The 25,467-nt window shown below is 38.8% G+C and carries 22 protein-coding genes; 11 read left to right on the top strand and 11 right to left on the bottom strand.

Annotation, left to right across the window (positions count from 1 at the left end):
* Window positions 1-62: 62 nt before the first annotated feature.
* Both argA and AKG98_RS08310 read right to left on the bottom strand, forming a co-directional pair.
* On the bottom strand, window positions 63-1,391 hold the full coding sequence (gene argA, locus AKG98_RS08315) for an amino-acid N-acetyltransferase (protein ID WP_067044097.1): 1,329 nt from the start codon (window positions 1,389-1,391) through the stop codon (window positions 63-65).
* A gap of 76 nt (window positions 1,392-1,467) precedes the next feature.
* Window positions 1,468-1,782 carry an HI1450 family dsDNA-mimic protein gene (locus tag AKG98_RS08310; protein ID WP_067044094.1) on the bottom strand — a complete coding sequence of 105 codons (315 nt, stop codon included), beginning with the start codon at window positions 1,780-1,782 and terminating at the stop codon, window positions 1,468-1,470.
* 193 nt (window positions 1,783-1,975) lie between these two features.
* Here AKG98_RS08310 and aroG point away from each other — a divergent pair, with 193 nt between their 5' ends.
* The 5 genes from aroG to AKG98_RS08285 all read left to right on the top strand — a co-directional run bounded on the left by aroG (window position 1,976) and on the right by AKG98_RS08285 (window position 8,367).
* A complete protein-coding gene (aroG, locus tag AKG98_RS08305; protein WP_067044090.1) occupies window positions 1,976-3,034 on the top strand; it encodes a 3-deoxy-7-phosphoheptulonate synthase AroG in 1,059 nt (352 codons plus the stop codon).
* A 111-nt stretch (window positions 3,035-3,145) separates the two neighbouring features.
* Window positions 3,146-3,640, top strand: coding sequence for a DUF3085 domain-containing protein (locus AKG98_RS08300; protein ID WP_067044088.1), 495 nt, complete (start codon window positions 3,146-3,148; stop codon window positions 3,638-3,640).
* A gap of 363 nt (window positions 3,641-4,003) precedes the next feature.
* Window positions 4,004-5,047 (top strand): efflux RND transporter periplasmic adaptor subunit, encoded by a 1,044-nt coding sequence (locus AKG98_RS08295; protein WP_067044085.1) that lies wholly within the window; start codon window positions 4,004-4,006, stop codon window positions 5,045-5,047.
* On the top strand, window positions 5,044-8,091 hold the full coding sequence (locus AKG98_RS08290) for an efflux RND transporter permease subunit (protein ID WP_067044082.1): 3,048 nt from the start codon (window positions 5,044-5,046) through the stop codon (window positions 8,089-8,091). Before AKG98_RS08295 ends, AKG98_RS08290 begins: the two co-directional genes overlap by 4 nt.
* Before the next feature lie 48 nt (window positions 8,092-8,139).
* Entirely contained in the window at window positions 8,140-8,367 is a 228-nt protein-coding gene (locus AKG98_RS08285) for a hypothetical protein (protein WP_067044079.1), read from the top strand.
* A 185-nt stretch (window positions 8,368-8,552) separates the two neighbouring features.
* On the opposite strand, the gene ylqF is transcribed toward AKG98_RS08285, so the two are convergent.
* Together ylqF and lpxL are read right to left on the bottom strand one after the other, a co-directional pair.
* Window positions 8,553-9,479, bottom strand: coding sequence for a ribosome biogenesis GTPase YlqF (ylqF, locus tag AKG98_RS08280; protein WP_067044070.1), 927 nt, complete (start codon window positions 9,477-9,479; stop codon window positions 8,553-8,555).
* A gap of 291 nt (window positions 9,480-9,770) precedes the next feature.
* Window positions 9,771-10,697 (bottom strand): LpxL/LpxP family Kdo(2)-lipid IV(A) lauroyl/palmitoleoyl acyltransferase, encoded by a 927-nt coding sequence (gene lpxL, locus AKG98_RS08275; RefSeq protein WP_083543916.1) that lies wholly within the window; start codon window positions 10,695-10,697, stop codon window positions 9,771-9,773.
* A gap of 333 nt (window positions 10,698-11,030) precedes the next feature.
* On the opposite strand from lpxL, the gene AKG98_RS08270 reads away from it, so the two are divergent.
* From AKG98_RS08270 to AKG98_RS08260, 3 genes are all read left to right on the top strand, one after another.
* Window positions 11,031-12,173, top strand: a complete 1,143-nt coding sequence (locus AKG98_RS08270) for a fatty acid desaturase (protein WP_067044066.1) — start codon at window positions 11,031-11,033, stop codon at window positions 12,171-12,173.
* A 60-nt stretch (window positions 12,174-12,233) separates the two neighbouring features.
* Complete coding sequence (locus tag AKG98_RS08265) at window positions 12,234-12,590, top strand: hypothetical protein (RefSeq protein ID WP_228140253.1); 357 nt, start codon at window positions 12,234-12,236, stop codon at window positions 12,588-12,590.
* Window positions 12,591-12,734: 144 nt separating this feature from the next.
* On the top strand, window positions 12,735-14,036 hold the full coding sequence (locus tag AKG98_RS08260; protein WP_067044063.1) for an inosine/guanosine kinase: 1,302 nt from the start codon (window positions 12,735-12,737) through the stop codon (window positions 14,034-14,036).
* 132 nt (window positions 14,037-14,168) lie between these two features.
* Here the strand turns inward: AKG98_RS08260 and dacB are convergent, their stop codons facing one another.
* On the bottom strand, window positions 14,169-15,623 hold the full coding sequence (gene dacB / locus AKG98_RS08255) for a D-alanyl-D-alanine carboxypeptidase/D-alanyl-D-alanine-endopeptidase (RefSeq protein WP_067044060.1): 1,455 nt from the start codon (window positions 15,621-15,623) through the stop codon (window positions 14,169-14,171).
* Window positions 15,624-15,810: 187 nt separating this feature from the next.
* Here dacB and AKG98_RS08250 point away from each other — a divergent pair, with 187 nt between their 5' ends.
* Window positions 15,811-16,080 (top strand): GIY-YIG nuclease family protein, encoded by a 270-nt coding sequence (locus AKG98_RS08250; protein ID WP_067044056.1) that lies wholly within the window; start codon window positions 15,811-15,813, stop codon window positions 16,078-16,080.
* On the opposite strand, the gene AKG98_RS08245 is transcribed toward AKG98_RS08250, so the two are convergent.
* The gene (locus AKG98_RS08245; RefSeq protein ID WP_067044053.1) at window positions 16,077-17,864 is read right to left on the bottom strand and encodes a GMC oxidoreductase; all 1,788 of its coding nucleotides are present in this window, start codon (window positions 17,862-17,864) and stop codon (window positions 16,077-16,079) included. The genes AKG98_RS08250 and AKG98_RS08245 overlap by 4 nt on opposite strands.
* Window positions 17,865-18,223: 359 nt before the next feature.
* On the opposite strand from AKG98_RS08245, the gene AKG98_RS08240 reads away from it, so the two are divergent.
* A complete protein-coding gene (locus AKG98_RS08240; RefSeq protein WP_067044050.1) occupies window positions 18,224-18,901 on the top strand; it encodes a metallophosphoesterase in 678 nt (225 codons plus the stop codon).
* Here AKG98_RS08240 and AKG98_RS08235 read toward each other — a convergent pair.
* Both AKG98_RS08235 and AKG98_RS08230 read right to left on the bottom strand, forming a co-directional pair.
* Window positions 18,898-20,784 (bottom strand): DUF3413 domain-containing protein, encoded by a 1,887-nt coding sequence (locus AKG98_RS08235; RefSeq protein ID WP_228140252.1) that lies wholly within the window; start codon window positions 20,782-20,784, stop codon window positions 18,898-18,900. The genes AKG98_RS08240 and AKG98_RS08235 overlap by 4 nt on opposite strands.
* Window positions 20,785-20,867: 83 nt before the next feature.
* Window positions 20,868-21,098 (bottom strand): DUF1414 domain-containing protein, encoded by a 231-nt coding sequence (locus AKG98_RS08230; protein ID WP_067044047.1) that lies wholly within the window; start codon window positions 21,096-21,098, stop codon window positions 20,868-20,870.
* 80 nt (window positions 21,099-21,178) lie between these two features.
* Between AKG98_RS08230 and yejK the strand changes: the two genes are divergently transcribed.
* Window positions 21,179-22,213, top strand: coding sequence for a nucleoid-associated protein YejK (gene yejK, locus AKG98_RS08225; RefSeq protein ID WP_067044044.1), 1,035 nt, complete (start codon window positions 21,179-21,181; stop codon window positions 22,211-22,213).
* 67 nt (window positions 22,214-22,280) lie between these two features.
* Here the strand turns inward: yejK and AKG98_RS08220 are convergent, their stop codons facing one another.
* The 3 genes from AKG98_RS08220 to AKG98_RS08210 form a co-directional block, all read right to left on the bottom strand.
* Entirely contained in the window at window positions 22,281-22,778 is a 498-nt protein-coding gene (locus AKG98_RS08220) for a hypothetical protein (protein WP_067044041.1), read from the bottom strand.
* Between the two features lie 310 nt (window positions 22,779-23,088).
* The gene (locus tag AKG98_RS08215) at window positions 23,089-23,502 is read right to left on the bottom strand and encodes a hypothetical protein (RefSeq protein ID WP_067044038.1); all 414 of its coding nucleotides are present in this window, start codon (window positions 23,500-23,502) and stop codon (window positions 23,089-23,091) included.
* A 180-nt stretch (window positions 23,503-23,682) separates the two neighbouring features.
* A complete protein-coding gene (locus tag AKG98_RS08210) occupies window positions 23,683-25,398 on the bottom strand; it encodes a choice-of-anchor I family protein (RefSeq protein ID WP_067044035.1) in 1,716 nt (571 codons plus the stop codon).
* Window positions 25,399-25,467 lie beyond the last annotated feature (69 nt).

Raw genomic sequence — 25,467 nt, 5'->3', positions numbered from 1 at the left:
GTTAAGCACTAGGCTTATTTATTACTCCAAAGTGCACATAAAATATTACCGAACCACATCACTTATAAACGCTTCATTAATATTTTCGAACGACGTTGCAGATTATACAATTCTTGTTTTTCTACCGGTAATTGTTCTAGCGCTACAGGTTCAAAGCCTCGCTCTCTAAACCAATGAATACTGTGTGTGGTGAGTACGAAGAGATTATTCATGCCTTGCAGTTTGGCTTGTCTTTCGATCTCTTTAACCAATAAATCACCGCGACTTAAACGTCGATATTCTGGATGAGTTGCTACACTTGCCATTTCAGCAATATTACCAGAGAAGCAATAAAGTGACGCACAGCCAATAATAGTGCCATCGCGCTCAACCACAGTGAAGTGTTCAATATCCTTTAATAGCTGCTCTCTTGTGCGTTGTACTAGCATGCCTTGATCAACTAACGGTTGGGTGAGTAACATTATACCCGCCACATCTTCAATTTTGGCTGGGCGAGTTTGCTCGGCACTTTGACGGACAATCTGGGTACCGACACCATCACGTGAAAACAACTCTTGTAATAGCGACCCATCGGTTTTGTAGCTAACCAAGTGACAACGGGGGACACCTGCTAACGATGCATTGATTGCCGCACGTAAATAAGATGCAGTACCGCTATTTATGCCACCTTGAGCATCAATTTCGGCTAGACGTTCTTGAGCTTGTTCTGGGAACATTTCAGAAATCAGGTTACCGTTATAATCCAAAACACCTTGAGCTGAACAAAAACTGATCAGTTTGTGTGCATTTAGTTTAATGGCAATGTTGGTCGCAACTTCCTCGGCACTGAGATTAAAGCTTTCACCGGTAACGGAATAGCCGAGTGGGGGGATGACGGTGATGGCGTTTTGTGCAAGTTGATATTCTAATGCATCGGTATCGACACGCCTAACACGGCCGGTATGACAAAAATCAATGCCTTCATCAATACCCATCGGTTGCGCAGTAATAAAATTACCACTGACAATATTAATTTTTACGCCGTGCATCTGGGTGTTGACCAGTCCCATTGAAAATGCTGCTGTGATCTCATATTGGAGTCGGCCAATGACTTGCTTGATTAGCGGGAAAGCTTGTTCATCGGTGACGCGCTGTCGCTTGTGAAATACACTTTCACAATTGTGTTGAGCCAATATTGTGTTGATTTGTGGGCGAGCACCAAACACCAGTACGATACGAATGCCAAGAATATTTAATAAGGCGATATCATTGACGATATTAATAAAATTAGCGTGTGCAATCGCTTCACCGCTCAGTGTGAGTACGATGGTTTTATCGCGATGAGCATTGACATAGGGTGCGGACTGGCGAAACCACCGCACTAACTGGTTATCTTGTAGACTCAATTCCATCTCCTTGGATTTTAATGCTTATTCTAAACGCTAATATTCCTTAAATCGGAGATGAAATCAAGTCACAGCGGAACGATTATTCAGTTTTCCAAAGAATATGGATAAACTTATCTCCGGCTTTTTTCTTTACTAGTACACGACCGAATACATCACTGAGTAAATCTTTGTCGTCAACCAGTCCAATATGTAACTCACAATATTCGTCGTCATTCACACCCATCGCCACACTTGCTGGCCAATCGCTACCAAGGTCGACGATATCAACCGCACCACGATCTTCGAATTGCATGGCAAATAAGATTTGATCAGCAGGCTCTAAATACGTTTGCGCACCCTCTAAAAAAGCGTCATAGGCAAAGTCAATTAGTTCATCTTCAGTTTTTAATCGCATGGAATTTCCAAATTTAGAATATTTTGGCTGGATGTTACCTTAATCTCGGCAAGATAAGAATATTTCTTACAATATCCATGGTTTTTTTATGTGATTTCTAATTGCTTCCGAGTGAAATAGACGTTACATTGAATGCGGACAATATCACATTAGAGTATGAATGCCTGAGGGCGAATAAAGGAATATTATTAGTATGCATTATCAAACAGACGACGTCAGAATCCGTGAAGTAAAAGAATTATTACCGCCAATTGCAGTGTTAGAAAAATACCCTGCTTCTGATGATGTGACTAAAACAGTATTTGAATCACGTAATAGCATTAGCCAAATTCTTAGACAAGAAGACGACCGCCTTTTAGTGATTGTTGGTCCTTGTTCAATTCATGACACCGTGGCTGCATTAGAATATGCAGAGCGATTAGTGGCATTGCGTGAAAAGTATAAAGACACACTCGAAATTGTGATGCGTGTTTATTTTGAAAAACCACGTACAACTGTAGGTTGGAAAGGTTTAATCAATGACCCGTATCTAGATGATAGCTTCCAATTAAATGATGGTGTACGTATCGCACGTAAACTATTACTTGATGTGAATGCAATGGGTTTACCTACAGCGGGTGAATTCTTAGATATGATTACGCCGCAATATGTAGGTGATTTAATGAGTTGGGGCGCAATTGGTGCACGTACTACAGAGTCTCAAGTTCACCGTGAACTGGCTTCTGGTATGTCTTGCCCAGTTGGTTTTAAAAATGGTACAGACGGTACAATTAAAGTTGCTATTGATGCGATTGGTAGTGCAAACGCACCACACCATTTCTTATCCGTCACTAAATTTGGTCATTCTGCGATTATCTCAACAGCAGGTAATCCTGATTGTCATTTGATTCTACGTGGTGGCAGCAAGTCGACCAACTATTCTGCTGACGATGTAGCAACAATTACAACTCAGTTAGAAGCGGCTAAGCAAGACGTTAATATCATGATTGATTTTAGCCATGCTAACAGTGAAAAGAAATTCCAAAAACAAATGGATGTTTCAACTGATGTTTCTGGTCAAATTAGTGCTGGTAACAAAGGTATCTTTGGTGTGATGGTTGAGAGCCATTTAGTTGAAGGTCGTCAAGATCTTGTTAACGGTAAAGTTGAAACTTACGGTCAAAGTATCACTGATGCTTGTATCGGTTGGGCTGACACTGAAACAATGATGGCACAGCTATCTGAAGCAGTTGCGACACGCCGTACAGTTTAATAAGCAAGCGGTTAGCTGACTTGCATTACAACGCTGTTTAGGTATATAGTCCTAGCATATTATAAAGCACAAACTTTGGTTTGTGCTTTTGTCATTAAAGAGCGGACCAAAATGAAACGAATTATATTTTCTCTTGATGAAGTTTTGCCTATTGAGGCTGAAGCGTTAGCAGCAAAGACTTTTACCCCTACTTATGATGATCTTTGGGACCCGACGAAATTTAAAGGTTCTAAAGTTATTGATGAGCACGGTAACAATGAAGTTGAGGCATTAAGTAAAGGTCTTAACTTCTGGCCAGATGTTAATCAACTGAACCCTAAAAAACTAACAGCACAATTAACCTTGATGGCTGAGCACGGCGTTTTCATTATGAACAATGTTTCAAGTGATATCTCGCCAATTGAACGAGGTACATTAGCGTACGCACAAGGTTGCCACCCAGATAATGATGCTGATTTTCAAATCAATCAAGATGAAGTTTTTGATGGTGAAATGGGCTCAATCACAATTCCATTGGAATGGGTGAGTCGTTCTGTGAAAGCCGGTAAGGAACAGTTCATTATTGAACTTGGTGATGATGACGATGTGCGTCTAATCATTAAATAAACTGTTAAGTACAAAGTTAAGAAAGCGCCTCTCGTTACTGTAATGAGAGGCGCTTTTTTTTAACGCTAGTTAATATTATAACGGCTAAACGCTCAATCACTGCGGCTGTTTCGTCACAGTTGGCTATTACCCGTCTTAGCAATAATACGATTAGCGAGGATATTAATCGTTGTTTATTTTTCCATTGCAGGCATAACTTCTGCGATTTCTTTACGGGCTTTGTGCATATGCCTGCGGTGCTTATTTTACGACATATAATAGTGAAAATTTATTACCCTCTATTTCGAGCACCTCAAAATAGGTACTATCCTTGTTGTCCATCACCTTTCAGTGTGAGGGATATTTTCTTAAAGGGATATATAAATGAAAGTAAAATTCAGCATCGCAGCAATTGTTGCAGCTATGGTTATTTGGCTCGGTAACGATTATTTTTTTAGTCATGCAACTGAAATTAATCATTCACCTCAGAATATTAAGGTGGTTGTAACCAAAGTAATGGCTCAAAACGTGCCGATTCAGGTCAAAACGATAGGAACGTTATCAGCAAAAAAAGCAATCGATATTAGTCCTGAAATAGAGGGTAAAATAGAGTCTATTCTATTTCAATATGGCACAAAAGTTAAAAAGGGTGATCTTTTATATCAACTTGATAGTCAGCTTTTTCAAGCTCAGTATTCTACGGCGAGGTCTGAGTTACATTTAAGTAAATTAACTTATGAACGCAATTTAAAGTTAATGGAAAAAAACATTATTTCTAAACAATCCTTAGATGATGCGGAGTCTAAATACAATAATAAAAAATATGTGTTAGAAGAGCTTCAGATTAAGCTAAATAAAATGGCAATAAAAGCACCCTTTTCAGGTGTTATTGGAGCGAGTCAGATTGATGCGGGTCAATATGTAGATAGTGGTGAAGCTTTAGTTAAACTGTTTGATAATACGAGTTTGATTGTTAAGTTCAGTATTCCTGAGCAATATTTTAGTCAGGCCGCCATCGATAACAAACTGATTATTTACTCCGATTCCTTACCTGAAAAACAATTCTCTGGAAAAGTCAGTTATATCGCACCAAATGTAGATACTAACAGTAGAACTATGACAGTATGGGCGGAAATCAAAAATACCGATTCAATATTATCCCCTGGTTTATTCGTCCAAGTTGAGCTTGTTCTAGGTATAAAAAATGATGCTTTATTCGTTCCACAAACGTCGTTAATACCAACAATTGAAGGTAATGATGTATTTATTATTGAAAATGGTAAAGCTTATAAACGATCTGTAGAGATAGCTCAAATGATAGGGAATACTGCAGAAATTGTAAAAGGTATAAACGTGGGTGATTCTGTCGTCACGCTTGGGCAAGAGAAGCTAGCTAATGGTCGAAATGTGGAGCTAGTATCATTATGAAAATTAAAAACCTTTATATTGAACGTCCCGTTTTTACCTGTGTATTAAGTTTATTGCTTATTATTATTGGCGTTATTTGTTACCTAAAATTACCGCTACGTTATTTACCGAAAATAACAGTACCTGTGGTAACGATTAGTACTGATTATCCGGGGGCATCGAGTACTATTGTTGAAACTCAGGTAACAACCATTCTAGAAGATGCGATGTCTGGCGTTCAAGATCTTGAGTATATGATGTCAACGAGTCAAGACGGTAACAGTAATATTATGCTTACATTCAAGTTAGGCTCTGATATAGATGATGCTGTCGCTGATATACGAGATAGAATAAGTAAAACTGTTGATGAATTACCATCGGAAATCCCTGTTATTTCGAAAACAGATCCAAATGCCCAACCTGTTTTGTTTCTTGCGTACTTTGATTCAAATGAGTCTATTGGAGTACTGACTAATTATGTGAAACAGTTTATTGTGCCGCAATTTGAAGCCTCAACGGGGGTTGCAAATGTCCTATTGTGGAGTAGTCATCATTATGCATTAAGGATTTGGTTACATCCGGATAAAATGGCAGCTCGTGGAATCACTGTTGATGAGGTAACTCAACTATTAGAGAGCCAAAATGATACAGTCCCAACAGGCTCTATTGAGGGTGATAGCCTGTCTTATACGATTGTGGCGGATCTTACATTAGAGAACACGGCTGAATTTTCAAATTTAATTATTAGGAATAATGATAATCAGCTCGTTAGATTAAAAGATATTGCCACAGTTGAAATGGGTAATGAACATAGAACGAGTGATACACAAGTACGTTATTTTTCTGTTAGTGGTAAATCGGGCGTTGCGATTGGAATAGTACCTGAAGCTGGGGCTAATGTATTAGATATGACGAGTAAAGCACTTGAATTATCAGAGAAAATATCTAGTACACTACCTAGTGGTATGAAATATATAGTTGAATATAACGAGTCTGAATTCACAGAAGCAGCGCTTCACAGTGTGTATAACGCGATTTTTGAAGCATTCATTCTAGTTCTACTCGTCATCACTTTATTCTTAGGCAGTATCAGAGCATCACTTGTTCCTATTGTGACTATACCTATTTGTTTAATTAGTTCTTTTGCTGTGATTTATGGCTTGGGGTATACGATTAATAGTATAACTTTATTAGCTTTGGTTTTAGCTGTTGGTTTAGTGGTCGATGACGCAATTATCATGCTTGAAAACATTTCACGATTTATCGAGGAAGGAGAGCCTCCATTATCTGCTGCTCTTAAGGGGGCTAAGCAAATAACGTTTCCCATTATTTCTATGACGATGACATTAGCCGCTATCTATCTTCCTATTGCATTTTTTGGTGGTATATCAGGTGTTATTTTTAAAGAATTTGCTTTTACGTTATTGGGAAGTATATTTATTTCAGGATTCCTTGCACTTACGTTATCCCCTATGATGTGCTCAAAAATATTGCGAGCATCGAGTACAAAATCCAGTTATACGATTTATTCTGAGCGGTTATTTAAGCGCCTTCAGTCCGGGTATCACAGATATTTATCCTTATTTTTAGCAAGATCTCAATGGGCACTTAGTGGTCTAACCCTATTAATGTTTATTGGTATTGGGATTTTTTATTTATTGCCAAAAGAATTTGCACCAGCGATGAATATGCCATTGCTTAGTTTATCAGTACAAACGTCCCCTCAGGATAGCTTTAGTCGAACCCAATCATTTATACCTCAATTTGAAAAGGTATTGGATGAAACGCCTGAGGTGCAGGATTATTTAATGCAAAACTGGAAACGGGGATCTTTCTATGCCGCAGTGGTCGTAAAGCAGGATGAAGTTAAAAATAGTCATCAAATAGCAAGCCGTTTGCAAGATAAGTTTTCTAATATTCCAGGAACACAAGTTAATATTGGTGTTGTACCTCCACCATTAACTTGGTCTCTTCCGTCAGTTTCATCAGGGGAAATTGAAGTTAAAGTATTGACGACAGGGAGCTATGAGCAACTGCGCAGTACGATGCAAGAATTAGTTAAAGAGACTGAAAAGCATAAAGACATAGTGAGTTCAAATTCAAACCTTAAATGGGATACTAGACAATTGAAAATTCACCTTAACCGTGAATTAGCAGCAGATCTAGATATTCCCATCAATAAGATAACAGATACGTTAGAGACAATGTTAGGAGGGAAGCAAGTCGGTAAATATAATTTTGGTAGCCAAAATGTAGATGTCATTATACAGCTACCTGAGGAAAAACGTCAGTCTTTACAGGTGTTAGAGGAGATATACGTTAGAAGCAATAAGAATGAAATGATTGCTTTGCAAAGCTTGGTGAGAATTAGTGAACATAATGCCCCTTCAGGCTTAGAGCATTATAACCGCCTTCGTTCGGGAACGCTGACAGTCAAATTAGCATCGAATATTTCTATTGAGCAGGGAATTAATGTATTAGGCATAATTTCTAAAGAAACACTTCCATCCAATACGACTATTGCTTTTTCAGGTAGTGCGCAGCAGTATTTAGAATATACAGAGAGTATGATTTGGTTATTTCTATTTGCGTTGATCTTTATATATTTGATTTTGGCGGCTCAATTTGAGAGTTTTGTTGAGCCATTGGTTATTTTGACTTGTGTCCCTTTTGCACTTATCGGTGCTTTACTGTTGTTAAAAGTAACTGGGAATAGTTTGAATTTATACAGTGGTATTGCATTGATTACCCTGATTGGACTCATTGTTAAGCATGGTATATTGATTACACAATTTGCGAAACAAAAACTAGAAGAAGGGGAGCTTTTATTAACGGCAATTTTGGATGCTGCAACGTTGAGACTTCGCCCTATTTTGATGACAACATCCGCCACGGTATTAGGGGCTTTACCACTTGCGTTGGCCATTGGTCCTGGAAGTGAAAATCGACAACAAATTGGTTTGGTGATTGTGGGAGGTTTGTTACTAGGCACATTCATTTCATTATTTGTTGTTCCTTTGGCATTTACCTTTATTAAATCTATAGGTAAAAATAAAGATGAATAGATTATTTTTACTAGTGGTTTTAGCCGTTTAATCTGCGCTGCAGACAGTGTGACGAAAGAACAGGTTAATAGCGTTCTTGATGTAATAATAGGCTCCGATTTTGATAGTGACGCGAACTGTGGCGCTGATTATTTGACGCATATTAAATACACGATAGGTAATGCTCAAGATAAAAATGCACGAGTTCACACGATACGTTATAACACCAAAGGTGCGAATGCCAAAGGTGAGGCAGGATGGAAGTGGGGGCGGAGTGACATATTATTAGAATGGTAAAATTATTAGTGAATCTGGTACTTCAGAAGCGAATTTGTCGCTAGAAGTAGAAAGCGGTTAGTTTAACGCTTACAATTACTAGTGAAGAGCCCTCGTTGAACTGGCCCCCAATAATTGGACTACCAATTACTGGGGGCATTTTTATTTTTCGAACGAAGGGTTAACGACAGTTTAATATTTCTTGATTAACGACGTTTTTTCTTTGGCTTACGCTTTTTAATCTTCACGCCTTCAAGGGCTAGGCGTTCAATCACTGCTTTTTTTTCTGCTTCAGCCATTGCTGGCGTTTCTAAACTGATACGACAGATCTTGGCAGTACGTAATTCATTGATTAAAATAGCAGCAGCTTTGTTTAAATCAACAAAACCACCTGGGCCTAAACAACCACGGCCACGACCAATGTCTTCTAACAATTCTATGTCTGTCTTGTCTAAGTTATCTAGCTTGTAACGTGCACGCATTGCGTCTGGGTAGGTTTTACATAAGTATTCTGCTGCATACATACCAATGTCATCGTATTCAATCGCAGTATCTTTAATTGCGCCTGTTGATGCTAAACGGTAGCCAGAAAGTGGGTTTTGTACTTTTGGCCATAACATCCCTGGTGTATCAGACAACACAATACCGTTGTCTAACTTGATACGTTGCTGCTGTTTCGTTACCGCAGGCTCATTACCCGTTTTAGCAATGATACGATTTGCCAGGATATTAATCGTGGTTGATTTACCCACGTTTGGAATACCCATGATCATCGCTTTAATGACTTTATGTGCACCTTCTTTATTTGGTACGAGTTGACGAATTAGTTGTGGGATCTTTTTTATCTCGTGCACATCTTGCGTGGTGAAGGCATACGCTTTTACGCCTTCTTCTAATTCTAAATATTCTAACCATTGCGCAGTAATGATAGGATCTGCAAGATCACTTTTATTAAGAATCTTAATACAAGGGGTATCACCACGTAAGTCAGAGATCATTGGATTCTCGCTGCTATAAGGGATCCGTGCATCGAGTACTTCGATAATGACATCCATTTGCGGCATAACTTCCGCGATCTCTTTACGGGCTTTGTGCATATGCCCTGGGTACCACTGAATCGTTTGTTTACTCATTTGAAATGTAAGCCTTTTATTTTTCTTTCTATCACACCAAGTTCGCTGAAGGCACTCAATGTGTTGGTTTGAAAGTTGGTTGCTAAAGCAGTGACTATTAACTTTTCCTGCCGTAGTCTGATTAACTGGCGCTAGTTTAACGTAAATCGTGATTTCGGTCACTAAGGGTTAATGCATCAATTTAAGTAATTTTAGCTAATCGCCGCTGGTGAGCAAGCTATTAGCTAATTGTATTGAGAATCTATAGTGTGGTTTACGCTCGTTATTCGTATATATCAATACTGCATAACATTATTTATAGACTGAAGGCGAATCTTGATTTGGGCGAGTTTTAAATCGTCTGTGTAACCACATATATTGAGCCCTATTTTTATCAATGATTTGTTCGATAATGGTATTGCCTCGTTTTGCGTCTGCAACGTGATCTTTGCTTGGGAAGTTATCGAGTGGTGGCATTATTTCTATGGTATAGCCTTTATCATCAGCATTACGTACTACGCTAAATGGTAACACTTTTGCTTTCCCAAGGTGAGCTAGGGTACTTGCACCTGTGATCGTTGCTGCATCGGGCATCGCATAAAAAGGAATAAAGGTTGCGCTGGAACGTCCGAAGTCTTGATCCGCGGTATACCAGATCACATCAAGATTGCGAAGGCTCTTAACCATTTGACGAAGATTGCTTTTAGGCACAAGTGCTTTGTTAGATCTTAGGCGTCCCTTTACTTGTAGGTACTCCATTACGGGATTCTTATGCGGGCGGTAAACACCGACTCCGGGGTGGAATTGACCAAATATTCTGGCCCCCATTTCAAGTGGTAGGCAATGTACAGCGAATAAGATTACGCCGTGACCATCTGCAATGGTTTGAGTTATATGCGCTTGGCCTTTAATCGTCATATGGCGTTGAACTTTCTCGTCTGACCACCACCAAGCATTAGTAATATCGAAAATAGCTTTACCGATCTCTTCAATATTATGCTCAAGCAGGCGTTCTCGTTCTGCCTCCGGCATATCAGGAAAACAGATCTCTAGATTTCGTTTTGCTATACTCACACGACGGCTGATAAGTTTTTTAACCAAGCGGCCGATTGCGGCTCCTAATTTCATTTGCTTGTCCAAGGGAAGGAATTGGGTTAAACGTGCCAAGCTGGCACCAAACCAAAGCGACCAATACTTGGGATGAAATAACGTATTTGAAAATTGCGCTTTTTCTATCAAAATGACCTCGAAACGATAATGTGAGTATTACTTTAATCGTATTGTAAGCATTTTTGTTGGAAGATACTATACGGAAAACTACTGGTCTTTCTTGTTAAGGATCAAGTTTATAATAACGATTAATCGTTTAGTCGATGATGCGCTAGTTGTTATTTTTAATTGGAGTTTAGAGAAAATAAAAACATGACACGTATCACAATTCTAGTTATATAATATAAAACAGCCGATTATCGAGCTATTTTGGTAACATTGGTTTGCTTTAATTAATAACTCAGCTTACACTTGTGCGCTATTATTAGTAAAACTACTTCATTAGGCTTTAGAGATAGTATTATGAAAAAACCACCGTTAATTTGGTTAAATGTATTCGTTTTTGCTTCAACCTTCCTTGTTGCTATAACGGCAGTGCCTTGGTATGGCTATGTATATGGTTTTGAGACCTTCGAAGTTGTAGCTATGATCATCGGCATTTTCGTGTGTGGCTTATCTATTACAGGTGGTTACCATAGACTCTGGTCTCACCGTACTTATAAAGCGCATTGGTCAGTACGATTGATTTTTGCACTAGGTGGTGCGTTTGCATTACAAAATAGTGCAATCCATTGGAGTTCTGATCACCGTCGTCACCATAAACATGTTGATCACGATGATAAAGACCCGTACTCAGCGAGTCATGGTTTTTGGTTTTCGCATATTGGTTGGATGTTACGTGAGTACCATGCAGTAATGTATCATGACTATTCTAATGTGCGTGATTTACAGAAAGACGGTATCGCAGTATGGCAGCATAAATACTATAACGTACTTGCGCTGGTGATGAATGTTGGCGTGCCTATCTTAGTGGGTCTTCTGTATGGAGACGTTTGGGCAAGTTTATTATTGCTAGGTGTTGCTCGTTTAGTATTAAGCCATCATTTTACATTCTTCATCAACTCATGGGCACACATGTGGGGCTCACAGCCTTATACCGATCGTAACACTGCTCGTGATAATGCATTATTGGCTATCTTCACTCATGGTGAGGGTTATCATAATTACCACCATATCTTTGAAACTGATTACCGTAATGGGATTAAATGGTACCAATATGATCCGACTAAATGGTTAATCAATGTTTTAGCGTGGTGCAACTTAGCAAGCGACTTACGTATGGTACCTGAAGCACGTATCGAACAGGCTAAATTGAAGATGGAATTAAAACGTCGTCACGATAAAGTGCAGCATTTACCTAACGCTGAAGAAGTAATTTTACGTCTAAATCAAGAATACGATGTGTTATGTGAGAAACTTAACGCTTTTTATAAAGCAAAAATCGTATTATTTGAATCGAAGAAAAAATCACTGAATGAGAAATTTGACAGAATTCAATTTGAGCAACAAATTCGTGATACTAAATTGCAACTAAGCCAACTTAAAGACGCGTTCTATGCACAGCGCAAAGTCTGGAATAACATGCAGTTTAGTTTTTCTCATTAGATAATAGATGAATAACAGTCAGGTTGTCTTAATACACCCTAACTGATTGCCAAGGATGGCATGTTAATCACGGAGGATATTTTGATCAAGCATAAAGATATGCGTAAGTATTTACTTGCGCACGATTTACTAACCAATGATTTCGGCAACGCCTCATTTTTCGCCTTTGTTGAATATGTCAGCCCATTACGCAAGTGTAGAGTTGAGACGCTTGTCAGTTTCGTTCTTGCTGGCTATTGTGAAGGTACTATTCGTATCGATCCGAATGAAGCATTGACTCAAATGGAATATATGATGAATTTCACCTGCGCTTGGCATGAATGTGAATTTGACCTTGTGAGTAATAGTTTTGTGATTCGTGGTCGTGATGAAACAAAAATGGGTGGTGATTTTGTGGTAACGATTCGACAGTATTAAGCTTGATTTTTTGTTTTTTTCGATTAAATCTATGTGATCGACCAAAATATGGTTAATAATTGGATCATTAATTTGGTTTTACTGGTATTTCAGAATTAGACTGGTAAAATCAGCCCCCTTTTATTCTCTCATGCTGGTTCAAATATGAAATTTCCCGGTCAACGCAAGTCTAAGCATTATTTCCCTGTAAATACAGGCAATCCATTTGTCAAACCAGCAAACATTGCAAATGTAGCTCAACCTGTATTATGTGGTATTGATCAGACACTCGTTGATATTGAAGCACATGTCGAAGATGCTTTTTTAACTCGTTTTGGGCTAGTAAAAGGCGAGTCACTGATGATCAGTGATGACATCGCTGAGCAAATTTATACTGAGTTAAAGCAAAATGATCTTATCGTGAGTGAATTCGCTGGCGGTACTGTTGCCAATACACTACATAACTACGCAATCCTGTCTGAATCACAGTCACTGCTATTTGGTACTATGTGTGACCAAATTAAAATTGGCAGTTATGCGTACCAATATTTATGTAATACCAGCAGTAAAGTAAACCTTAATTACCTGCAACCTGTAAATGGCCCCATTGGCCGTTGCTTTACCTTTATCTCTTCTGATGGTGATCGTAGCTTTGGTATTAATGCTGGTTTAATGAATAAATTAACGAAAGAGCATTTGCCTGTTGATCAGCTACAGAAAAGCTCTGGTTTACTTATCTCCGCTTATTTATTACGGTGTGCAGATGATGATCCAATCAAAGACGCTGCGATGCACATGGTTGAGCAAGCTAAATTCCTTAATATTCCTATTATCCTTACACTCGGTACGCGTTTCATTATTGAAGGTAATGAGAAGTGGTGGCAGAATTTCATTAACGAATATGTCACTGTTATTGCAATGAATGAAGATGAAGGTGAAGCATTAACAGGCTTTACTGACCCATTACTTGCTGCGGATGCGGCACTAGAATGGTGTGACCTTGTTCTTTGTACTGCGGGAGCTGAAGGTCTTTATATGGCGGGTTACACGGATGAAAAATATAAACGTGAAACCAGTGGCCAATTATTACCTGGTGCGATTGCTGAATTTAACCGTTATGAATACAGTCGTCCAATGCGCTTGGCTGATACGACCGAACCACTAAAAATGTATTCACATATTGCACCGTACTTAGGCGGTCCTGTCGAAATTAAAAATACCAATGGCGCGGGCGATGGCGCATTATCTGCAATCTTACATGATATGTTAGCTAACTCTTATCACAGAGATATCGTGCCTAACTCTGATAAACATTCTGCGAGTTGTTTGGCTTATTCATCGCTTTCACAGCTGTGTAAATACGCAAACCGTGTAAGTTATGAAGTTTTGGCGCAACACTCGCCGCGTCTATTAAAAGGCTTGCCTGAACGTGAAGATTCATTAGATGAAGGCTACTGGTCTAGCTAATATCTTTATTGCTGATACTCGCATTATCTAGCGTTAGTGCGGGTTGATAAATAATACAAAAAATGGCGAACAACGAAACTGATAATCAGTTGAGTTGCTCGCCATTTTTTTGGTTCGATTAGTCACAAACTATTAATAATTAGACACGATGGTATTAAAGAATGCGGCCGAATATTGCGTCAGAGGTGATGCTTTTCTCGGTTTATTACGCTTATCTTGCTCAATAGCCTTCGGGTTGTAACCACTCACCATCAGCACAAAAGGTACCATGTGGTTTTTTTCTGTTTTTACAAAACCAACTAAATTAGATAAACCTTTTAATGAACCGGTTTTAGCGATGATCTTACCTGTTAGTTTCTTCGTTAATAATCCGCGACGATATTGCAATGTACCATCTACACCTGATATTGGCATTGTGTCTAATAGTTGTAGTTCATCATCATGGCGGATGACATACTCTAATACACTGAACATGGTGTGTGCCGACACTAAATTGTGACGTGATAGTCCAGAGCCATCGGCAATCACATTCGATGCTAATGAGATGTCTTTTTCGGCCAAGATTAAGCGCATGGCTTGAGCGCCATTTCGGTAATTACCTGCTTGCTGGAAGTACTCTGCTCCGATGGTTTTAAATAATATATCAGCAATTAAATTATCTGATTCTTTCATCATTTTAGCAACAATTTCAGAAAGCGGTGGTGACTGGTGATTGATCACTTCGGCTGTCTTTACTGTTTGATGGCTTTCAACAACCTGACCTGTAAATTTAATGCTAGCTTGTGCTAATTCTGCTTTAAGCAGTGCTGTAAAGTAAGTGGTCGGTTCTGAAATAGCAAATGACAAGGGAAGGTTACGTTTAGAGGGCGTAATACAGCCAAATAACGTGTAATTGTTGTCTGGATGGCGTGTGACCTCTAAATCACAAAATTGTGCCTTCTGCTGTTCTTTAGTGATGATATTAACTTGGCTCGTTAATATTATCGGTTCATAGTCCGGAATGTAAACAGTTGCTTTTTCAAGATCGGCAGAGCGCTTTAAATTTCCTAATACACAATTACTGTTGATGACCAAGGCTGACGCTTGTGTGGCATAACAGACCGCTTGATCATTCCATACCTGACCATTACCCCAATTATAACCGTTAAAACGGCTTTGATTAAGCGTGATATCACCGTTAATCTGTGTGATTCCTTTTGCTTTTAATTGCTTAAGCATTTTACGTAAATCTTCTCTGGTGAAAGTTGGGTCACCTGTAAAATTAAACTCCATTTCGCTTAATGTCTGTTTATAAACATTGCCATGTAAGCTGGTCTTAAAGATATACTCGTCTGTAAGGTAAAGTTTGGCTGTTAATGCTGTTAGCAGTTTTTGTGTTGATGCTGGCGTTAATAAGAGGTCGGCATTATGTTGACTGATGGTGTTATTATTGATTTTTTCAGTTGCATTGAAAGGTTGACCAATAATATAGGCAACATTTGTACCTGGCGGGAGCAGTTTTGCTAAAGGCGCTATTTCATCGGTATTAGCGTTGGCATTAATGCTGATGAAGCAGAGAGTTGTACAATAAAGGAAAGTTCGTAACATATTATTTTTTAATATTGATTGCTGTATGGATGATTATTCTATCTGAGATTGTAAAATAATAAAATGCGTATAATTAAATTACACAAAATATTCATAGATGAGATATTACTATACGAGTGATATTTAAAATGAGAAAACATAGTCATGTATTGATTGTTATGGCTATAAAAGCAAAGGCTAAGTCGTGATGAAAGTAGTAGAACGGTTATGGATTGTTTACCTTATTGAAACTGATGCGGGCCTGTATTGTGGTATAACGACCGATATGGAAAGACGTTATCAGCAGCATTGTAAAGGAACGGGGGCGAAATTTTTTCGTCGAGCGAAACCGATACGGATTGCTTATACTGAAATCCAACCCGACCGAAGTCGGGCCAGTAAACGAGAGTACGCGATCAAACAGCTACCGCGGAAACAAAAACTCGCTTTAATAAAGGCGACGAGCTTTTGCCATTAAACCGCTTTGGTTAGGATCTCAGGCATACCCGCGGATTGGATTGCTGAAGGATTACCGTCGAGCGCTGCTGAGAAGTGAATAGGTTTAATCTTAGCGGCTCTTTCGGCATCAAATACTGGGATCTGTGCCATCGCATGTTCAGTTAAGGCCAGGATCGTAAGCGATGGATTTACGCCTAAATTACCGGCAATAATTGAACCATCGAGAATACGCAGGTTTTTATAGCCATAAGTCTGACCTGTATCATCAAGTACCGCTGTTTTAGGATCTTTCCCCATTCTTGCTCCTCCCATCATGTGAGCGGTGATAGGGGTGCCAACAATGACTTCTAAGGCCAGGTTACCTGCATCACCACCCGAACGTTTTACGTAATGCTCAGCTACTTTATGCGCAATCGGGAAGTAGTTTCTAAGTTTTTCGTCACCTTTATGTTGCACCGGTATCCATGTTGGTTTGAATGGTGAATACCAAGCGCGTTTACTTTCCAGGTGAATGTGGTTTTGTGCTGTCTGCATCACTAATAAGATAATCGTGTCTTTTGCTTTACCAATTGGGTTTGCCATTTTAAGGGTTTTAATGGGTTGCTTAGCGATATTAATGAGCATGCTCACTGAGCGGGGTATACCAGACTGTTTTGACGTCAGTGGTACTGACATGCCACCTGTAAATGCAGCATCACTGCCTTTTGCATAACGTACAATCTCAACTTTGGTTTCATCATCTGGTGAGAAGATCGACGTAATTGCAGTGCCATTCCAAACTTCTTCTTTTTGTTCCTGTTGGGTCAAGCGATTGTGTGAAACGGTTAATAACGTTTCAGAGTTTGTTAGCACGTTCTGACCAAGGTTTGGACTTAGATTTGGTAATGTCTTTTCGACATCGCGCATTCTTAGCAGCAATGGTATAGTGCCAAATACACCACCTGAAACGACGACACCACGTGTTGTTAAGGTGTATTTTTTCTTATTAAATAAACCTAAACCTTCGGTTACATGGATTGTGTAGCCCGCACTACCATCTTTTACGCCGTTTTCATCAGCAATAGGTTCAATCTTAGTGACATTTGATTCTGGACGTATTTCTGCGCCATTACGTTCAGCAAAATAAAGGTAGTTTTTATCGAGACTATTTTTAGCATTGTGACGGCAACCTGACATACAGTTGCCACAATAGGTACAGCTATTGCGCTTTGGACCATCACCATTAAAATAAGGGTCGCCACGATCTTCACCTAAGCGTTCCACGTCAATATTTTGTGAAACCTTATTTTCACCTTTTGGATAGAGTAAGCCGCTATATACCGTTTTAAAGGTATCTTCACGTCCCATCTCTTTTGCCACGTCTTTTAGAATAAGGTCTGCAGGACCAAAGAACCGGTTTTGTTGGACGCCAATCATACGCTGTGCTAATGCATAATAAGGAGACAAACGCGCGTGCCAGTCTTTATGCATGCCTGTCCATGATGGGTCAGCAAAGATCTCTGGGCCTGGGATAAGGTGAGTGTTGCCGTAAACAAGTGAGCCGCCACCAACCGCACTACCATGAACCAAGTTAATTTTACGTGTGATAGACAGGGTAAATGGTCCTGTAAGGCCTAATTGAGGCAGCCACATAAAACGCTTTAAATTCCAGCTCGTACGTGAGAACTCTTTTGTTCTAATACGTTTACCACGCTCTAATATTAGTACTCGAAATCCTTTTTCTGTTAAACGTAATGCGCTGGCTGATCCACCAAAACCAGATCCAATGATTATCTGGTCAAAATCAAAGTTAGTATCTGACATATATTACCCCTACTGCTAATCCTTTAGTTTCACACCAAGACTGTGCTTCAAGCACTATGTTTGTTTTAGAATATCCTTGGTGTGTTCATTAGGTTAATTAAGATTAATGACTGAAATATGTTATCAAGATGTCTTATCATTGTATGCACCATACTGTAGGTATGTTGCGGAATATTTTCCTCAATTAATTGTTAATGTTGTATTTAATCTATATTAAATAATACTAGTAAAATTATCAGGCTGTTATGTTTCGAGGCGTTTTCATTGATTAAGCCGTGCTGGCGTTGACTTATGATAGCGCTAACGTGAACGCAATCGCAAAAATAAAATATTATCATGTATACCTAATGAGGTAGAAAATGCGAATACATAAAAATATACCAATCAACCATAAAGGGCGGGACTTCTTTGTGGGAGACATTCACGGTGAATATAATTTGTTATTAGCGACATTAGCGCAGTGCCAGTTTGATTTTGAGTGTGACCGTTTGTTTTCTGTCGGGGATATTGTGGACCGTGGTCCTGACTCAATAGCTTGTCTTGAATTACTGCATAAACCTTGGTTTTACGCCGTGAGAGGAAATCACGAAGAAATGCTATTCGCTGATACCGAGAGTGAATTGGCTCGGATTCATCGTAATACAGGGGGGGCGTGGTTTTTTCAGTGCTCAGTAGACGAGCAAGCTAGATTAAGATTACTCATTGATCAGTATTGTCCCGTCGCGTTTACAATCGAGTCAAAATTTGGCTCGATTGGCGTCTGTCATGCGAATGCACCACTAAATTGGCCATCGTTACAAAATGCAAATATAGATGATATGGCATTATTAAAAGAATGCGTTTGGTCGACTAAACAATATCAACAGGTGAAGCAGGGAAAAATATTTCATATTCAAGGGGTTAAATTTACGATACATGGGCATGTAAATTGTGCGCGAGTAACAACTAATTTAAATCAATTATGGATAGATACATTAATGCGGACAAGACGATTAACCATCTTATCCGCACAACAAGCATACATGGTTATAGCTTAGTCATCAGTCTGCGCTGGCGCTGCTTTATAAAAGTGATTTAACTCACTAAGTACCTGATTAAATTTAGCTTCATGCATTGCCGTTCTTGGAACTGACTTATAAGTGCTACGATTACGTACATCATGGTTACCCTGGCGACTAAATATACCTTGATAAGAAAATAATGTAATCGTGTCTTCTTGAAGGATAACAAAGTTATTCTCATCGCCGAGTAACTGCCATGTTTTAAAGTTACCGGCAAATAAATCAATACCATTGCTGTAGTCTGAAATTGGGTTTTTTACAGCCGATAAGTTGGTCAAAATAGTCGGAACCAAATCTGTGTGGTTTGTGTCTTGTTCTATGACACTTGGTTCTTTACCTGGCCACACGATAAATAATGGTACTTGCGTTTGATAGATAGAATAAGAACTTCCATAACCCCATGTATGGTTTTCTGAGTCATTAAACTCAGTGCCATGATTAGACGTAAATACGATGACCGTGTTATCAAACTGGCCAGTCTGCTTTAGCTTATAAACTAATTTTGCAATCGCTTTATCGACATAACTAACACTGTTTCGATAGCTGTTAAATAATGCGAGTTGGCGGTTATTTGCCTGGCTATTTAGATCTTGAATATTTGGGTAAAACATAGCTGGAAAACCATTCGGGGTTTTCATGTTTTGCACAGAGTTCAGACTGACATAGGTAAACCAAGGCTGTGTATCTTGTTGCTCACCTAACCACTTTATTGTTGCATCGATAGTTTTATTGTCACTATTTGATCCTTCAAAAATGGTTGTCTGTGCTGAGTCTAAATTAATAAACGCCGTTTGTTTTTGTCGATAATATGCTAAATCATCAGTACTAAATATACCAAGGTTATAGTTTGCTTGAGTGAAATAGTCGAGCATAAACGGAGATTTCGCTGAGGTTTGGATATCATCCCAGTATTGTGATGCAAGGCCATACATCATGCTGAAGTTACCCAAAATATTATCATTACTGGTACTAAAGTGATGAGTGAACAACTGAGCTTGTTGTGATAACTTTGTCATTTCAGGCATGACGCTATCATTAAGCATATCTGCTCGAAGCGTGCTTATGTTAACGAGTAAAACGTTAAGCTTTTGACTCTCTTTGTTAATTACCAATGGATTTTTAGGGTAGTCGAGACGTGAATTTGATCGTTTTTTTGTATCACTCACACGCTTGTCAAATGCCTTTTTATCTAACCAACCGTATTTAGCAAGGAAGGTTCTTGCTGTCATAGGGTAAGCCAGTGGGAAATTTGCTTTTTGTGCGGTAATAGGGCGGTACACTGCCGCATCAGCCCACATGTGTAGCAGGTGCCCGGTTAAGAAACAGCTGAAAAAGAAGATCGCAATAATAGGACCCAGTTTAAAGCGGCTTAAACGTCTTAATCTGTGCCACAGAAAACTTGAGATAAGTAATTCGAGTAAGAATAAGAAGGGCACGAAAACAAAGAACGACTGCCAATCGGAGTTAAGTGTTTGTTCACTTTCTCCCAGTAATATCTCAAAGATAATTGGATTTATATGTAAATTGTAGAGCTTAAATATTTCTGTATCGATAATTAACAGCGATATCCCCAACGTGGAAAATATGACCGTTAAAAAACGTAATGTCCGCGGAAACGGTATCAGAAAACTGACGGGGAAGATTACCACCAGATATAATATAAAAATTATAAAACTAAAATGACCAAGCAAGCTGATAAGGGAATAAACTTGACCCAGCATCGTTTCAGGCCATTCGGCGATGAAAAGGTAACGTGATGCAACAATGATTGCCAGTAAGATATTGGCTAAGCTAAACCAATGACCCCAACTGATAATTTTGGAGACCTGATCGCGATAATGATGTCCTGTTTCTAGCATAAGTTAAACTGCTGTCTCATATAGTATTTTTATAGTGTAATGGCGAATAATAAATGACAAGGCATCCTTGCCTATCATTTTAATTAATGTGATGTATCTTTACTTTTTACTGATGCAACAAGTGCTTTAGCAAATTTTTCAGCAACCGCTTGGCGTTGTTTTGGTGATAAAGAAGCATTGATGATATTTGCAGCTGCATTACCAAGTACCATTAAACCAAGGTCTAGTGGTGCGTCGTGTTTTTCTAGTACATCAATAACTTCATCAATAACTTTTTCAACTTTATTACTTTTGTATTTAGAAACTATAGGCATAATTTAATCTTTTAATGTATGAATGGGCAAAGATGATTATAATACCTCACAGAATTCATTAACTCTAATACTTTAAATATATGCAGCTAAAATTAAATAACATTATTCTACATTCGTTAGCCTTTAATACAGAAGGTGAGCTGAAATGTTACCCTCGCAGTGAGGAATTGGTTAATTCACAGCCGGTTGAAGACCTTGCAAGTGAACTACATCGAATTTACAACGCTAAACCAGCGAAAGGTTTTGGTTATTTTAAATGCGCAGAAGCGGACAATAGCCGTCTACCTTTTGAAGTCGAACTGCGTAAATTCATCGATGAAGAAAGTAATTTTGTTGATTTTTCAAGCTCAGCATCAAATTTGTTGGTGGGTGAGCTACTAAAATATGATTTCGGGACACAAGGTATTCTGTCTTTTGTTCATTATAATTGGATGGCATCTGATTACCTTATCGTTGCGTTATTGGAAAATAAAGACAGTGTAATGGTCACTGAACAACTCGATCTCAGTAATACGCATTATCTTGAACTGTCTAAAGTACAACTTGCCGCTAAAATTGATTTGACTGAGTGGCGACAAAATAGCGATTCGAAACGTTATTTATCCTTTATTAAAGGTCGTGCCGGACGTAAAGTGTCTGATTTCTTCTTAGATTTTCTTGGCTGTACAGAAGGAATGGATGCGAAACTACAAAATGCAGGCTTAATGCGTGCTGTTGATGAGTTTTGTCATGTAGCTGAGCTAGATGCTGATGAATCGATACAAGCACGTGAGCAAGTCGCGCAGTACTGTAATGAACAAATTAAAGAAGGTAAGGAGATTGAAGTTAAAGATCTATCCGATCATTTAGCGGATGTGACATCACGTGACTTCTATCAGTATGCGTCAGAAGCTTATGAACTTGAAGATAGTTTCCCAGCAGATCGTGGTGCAGTACGTAAGCTTACTAAATATGTCGGACAGGGCGGTGGCCTCAGTGTTAGTTTTGATCAAAAATTGATGGGTGAACGCATTACCTATGATGCACAAACTGATACGTTAACAATTGTTGGTATTCCGCCTAATTTGCGTGAGCAGCTTATACGTCGTAGTAGCTCTGTTGATGATAACGAATAGTATTTAACTCGTTATTTGTTGTAAATACAGATGATGGTAATGACGATTACTATCATCTGTTTAAGTCTCATTCAATCAATTTATTTTCTATAGATCTCGCTTGTTTTAATCCCCATTCTCCTTTAACCGCTACTTTTATCATCATATCTAAAAATATATGTAAGCCATTATTATCGAGGTCAAGACAGATACCATGGCTTTCTCGAGAATAAATATATAAGGCGACAAGATTATCAGGTTTTTTATCTAACGAAATTCGCGTGGTTAGCAGCGCATCGGGTTTTGCTGGTGTCGATTTTTTCTGTATTTCGGTTCGCCCTGCAGCATCATGTAATGCTTGTTGATGTTTATCTGCGAAAGATGCTTCTTGGATCGTTTTGTTTTCTTTGTATAAAGATTGAATTTTATCTAGCTCATATTGCAGCGTTAACTCAGCATTTAGCATTTCTAATAATTTTTTGCACATGTGACGAGTGAGCCACCACTGGGGATGATTTATATTATTAGAAACGATGAGTAACATGCGATCTTCAACAGGGTTATAAGTTAAGCTAACTTGGCTCATTCGTTATCCTTACGGGATGATGTACATTGCATTGCATTGATGTAACTTAATAGTAGTTTTTACGTCGTAAAGTGCAAATACAAATAGCAAACACTTTTAATGCAGATTTTGAGAGTATGTACTAAACGGCATAGTGCAGAATCATGACTATATTTAAATAAAAAGTATGATTTATTTAAATAAAAAGTATGATTTGATCAAATCAAAGATAAGCGAACTGAGCATGAAGGAAATTGTGATGGGGTGGAAAATTAGAATAAAAAAGGGGGGAGAAAGCTCTCCCCCTAACCATTAAGTAATCAAAGCTTGATTACGCTTCAGCGGTTGCTTTTGACGCTGCTGCTTTAACAACTTTTTGTACTTTTGCTGGTTCAGTTTTTAATTCGCTGATCATTTGAGCAAGTAGGTCGATTTTGCTTTCTACTTCATTCAGCTTTTGACCTTGACCACCAGTAAAGCGACCAGTAATGCTTTGTGCTTTACTTTCTATTGATTCTAAAGAGATTGTTTTGCTAAAAAGTGCAGAAACTTGCTCTTTAATTTGTGGTTCAACTTGAGCGCCACGCTCAACTAGAGATTCAAATAGTTGAGTTGCTTTATCTGATGACTTTGCTGCTTCGTCAAGGATTGTGCCGTAAACACCAAAACCCGCAGTGATAGATGTTTTTGCTGTTTCTTTTGCGACATTGTAGATAGTTTCTACTTGGTTTAGTAAGTTAGCCATTGTAATCACTCCTAGTGAAAGTATTTTAGGTTAAGGTTTTTTCCAACTGAGTTAATCATATTGGTTTTATTTAGAAATCACATTCCAGAGGGAAATAAAAAATGACTAATTGTAAATAAAAATTCATCACCTATTATCGACTATCTTTGGTTCTAGGAATCGATGCCAGATGTTGGGATCTTAGTTTTGCAATTGATATACAACGGTTGTACCGCTGACTTCATTCGCAATGAATAATAGCGGTTTACCATTTGGGCTCTCATTCGCAGCAATAAATTTCATACCTTCAGGGCCTAAATCACCGACGGCACTTGGATCCCCTTTCGTTACTACACCGTCTTTTACTTCAAATTTAGGTGCAAAATCGCGGTTAACAATGTAATCGACGAAATAAGCTTGCCGTGGTTCGGTAATATCATAAATCATAAAGCCGGATGTGCGTTCTAGACCAATAAAGGCATATTTACGACCATCAATTGCACCGAGCGCTAATGCTTCAGGCTCTGCACCTTTATCATCACTGCGGTTATCACCTTTATTTTTCCTGTTATTGTTATTAAAGTTGATACCAAGACGATCTGCGGTAATTCGGTCAAAGTCATTGCCACTGTCGAATACTTGTTTTCCTTGTGCATCCCAAATAGAGAAAGATCGTGAACCAAAGCTGTAGATCCTATCGATGTCACCGTCATTATCGGTATCACCAATACTGGTTGTTACTTTGAGTCGCCCTAGCTGTGTCTTATCTTGGATAGCGTCAAATTGAGGATGGTTTTTATCAAGTGTTAGTTTACCTGCGCGAGTCTCTTCAGAAAATCCGGCGTAATCACGCGCATCACCTTCGTTGGCGGTAACGATGAAATCAACGCCATTAATACTGTAGGTGGCGATTGTATCAGGCTGGTAAAGACCATACACGCCTGGGTAGGTTTGGATATTTACTTTGCCATCTTTATCACTGGCATCGATGGCGTTTTTTGCTAAACCATAATCTTTGCTGCCTAAATCAACAATACGTTCAACGCGTTGTGATTTTAGGTCAATAACAGCAATGGCGTTATTCTCTTGTAATGATACAAATGCTTGCGAGTTATCGTGAGATATGGCGATATATTCAGGTTCAAGGTCTTGGCTAACGGATGACTTTGGACCGTTAATTTTAACGCCTTTTGGTAATTCATGATGACGTGCTGACTGTGTATTAAACTCGTTAAAACTTATATTAATCGCTTGTTTTACAGGTACATTGTTATTGATGTTGATAATGGAAATTGATCCTTCAGGATCAACTGTGTAGTCATCATTTGGCTCACCTTCGTTGGCGACAATTACTTTACTGCCGTCATGGGTGAAAACAACATTATCGGGAAGGTAACCGACTTCGACAGCGTGTAAATAAGTCGCTTTACCTGTGTTATCTAGTCTATAGAAACCTATGAACCCGTGGTCTTGTACTGGGTTGCCTTTACTGTCACCACGTTCGATTGCGACAGCAAGTAAATTACTATAAATGGCAATGCTGTTGACTGAACCCAGTCGCGTTAGGTTTAGGTCTAAAGCCAGGTTTAAAGTCGATTTTTTAGTTAAATTATTAAGAGCCAATGGGCTTTTAGTTGCTTGAACGGTGCTAATTATACTGGCATCGAGAATATCTACTTGACCACTTTTAGCGTTAACCACAAAAATAGATTTACTTTGTGCGTGATAATCTAAGATCTCTGCAGCACTCACACCATATTGGCCTGATTCATAACGCGCAAGCATTGTTACCGTAAGGGGGGATTGTGCGAGTTGCTGCGGTGTTTGTATCGAGATGTCATTTGGTTTTGCTGTAAAGCCTGTTATGCACGTCGTGAGTACAAGGGCTATGGTTGTGCTTATCAGAGTATTTTTCATTTGATTCACTTATTTAATTGTTTTCAAGAATGCGTATATTGATAAATATAGGGTAGATGTAATGCATGT

Source organism: Moritella sp. JT01, assembly GCF_001574435.1.
Classification (GTDB): domain Bacteria; phylum Pseudomonadota; class Gammaproteobacteria; order Enterobacterales; family Moritellaceae; genus Moritella.
The sequence above is the reverse complement of the archived record's forward strand: the minus strand, read 5'-3'. Positions and strand labels throughout refer to the sequence as shown.

What these genes read in the sequence shown, in the direction of transcription:
- argA (WP_067044097.1), bottom strand. Translation starts at nt 1,391, where the DNA reads ATGGAATTGAGTCTACAAGATAACCAGTTAGTGCGGTGGTTTCGCCAG.
- AKG98_RS08310 (WP_067044094.1), bottom strand. Translation starts at nt 1,782, where the DNA reads ATGCGATTAAAAACTGAAGATGAACTAATTGACTTTGCCTATGACGCT.
- aroG (WP_067044090.1), top strand. Translation starts at nt 1,976, where the DNA reads ATGCATTATCAAACAGACGACGTCAGAATCCGTGAAGTAAAAGAATTA.
- AKG98_RS08300 (WP_067044088.1), top strand. Translation starts at nt 3,146, where the DNA reads ATGAAACGAATTATATTTTCTCTTGATGAAGTTTTGCCTATTGAGGCT.
- AKG98_RS08295 (WP_067044085.1), top strand. Translation starts at nt 4,004, where the DNA reads ATGAAAGTAAAATTCAGCATCGCAGCAATTGTTGCAGCTATGGTTATT.
- AKG98_RS08290 (WP_067044082.1), top strand. Translation starts at nt 5,044, where the DNA reads ATGAAAATTAAAAACCTTTATATTGAACGTCCCGTTTTTACCTGTGTA.
- ylqF (WP_067044070.1), bottom strand. Translation starts at nt 9,479, where the DNA reads ATGAGTAAACAAACGATTCAGTGGTACCCAGGGCATATGCACAAAGCC.
- AKG98_RS08270 (WP_067044066.1), top strand. Translation starts at nt 11,031, where the DNA reads ATGAAAAAACCACCGTTAATTTGGTTAAATGTATTCGTTTTTGCTTCA.
- AKG98_RS08265 (WP_228140253.1), top strand. Translation starts at nt 12,234, where the DNA reads ATGTTAATCACGGAGGATATTTTGATCAAGCATAAAGATATGCGTAAG.
- AKG98_RS08260 (WP_067044063.1), top strand. Translation starts at nt 12,735, where the DNA reads ATGAAATTTCCCGGTCAACGCAAGTCTAAGCATTATTTCCCTGTAAAT.
- dacB (WP_067044060.1), bottom strand. Translation starts at nt 15,623, where the DNA reads ATGTTACGAACTTTCCTTTATTGTACAACTCTCTGCTTCATCAGCATT.
- AKG98_RS08250 (WP_067044056.1), top strand. Translation starts at nt 15,811, where the DNA reads ATGAAAGTAGTAGAACGGTTATGGATTGTTTACCTTATTGAAACTGAT.
- AKG98_RS08245 (WP_067044053.1), bottom strand. Translation starts at nt 17,864, where the DNA reads ATGTCAGATACTAACTTTGATTTTGACCAGATAATCATTGGATCTGGT.
- AKG98_RS08240 (WP_067044050.1), top strand. Translation starts at nt 18,224, where the DNA reads ATGCGAATACATAAAAATATACCAATCAACCATAAAGGGCGGGACTTC.
- AKG98_RS08235 (WP_228140252.1), bottom strand. Translation starts at nt 20,784, where the DNA reads ATGCTAGAAACAGGACATCATTATCGCGATCAGGTCTCCAAAATTATC.
- AKG98_RS08230 (WP_067044047.1), bottom strand. Translation starts at nt 21,098, where the DNA reads ATGCCTATAGTTTCTAAATACAAAAGTAATAAAGTTGAAAAAGTTATT.
- yejK (WP_067044044.1), top strand. Translation starts at nt 21,179, where the DNA reads ATGCAGCTAAAATTAAATAACATTATTCTACATTCGTTAGCCTTTAAT.
- AKG98_RS08220 (WP_067044041.1), bottom strand. Translation starts at nt 22,778, where the DNA reads ATGAGCCAAGTTAGCTTAACTTATAACCCTGTTGAAGATCGCATGTTA.
- AKG98_RS08215 (WP_067044038.1), bottom strand. Translation starts at nt 23,502, where the DNA reads ATGGCTAACTTACTAAACCAAGTAGAAACTATCTACAATGTCGCAAAA.
- AKG98_RS08210 (WP_067044035.1), bottom strand. Translation starts at nt 25,398, where the DNA reads ATGAAAAATACTCTGATAAGCACAACCATAGCCCTTGTACTCACGACG.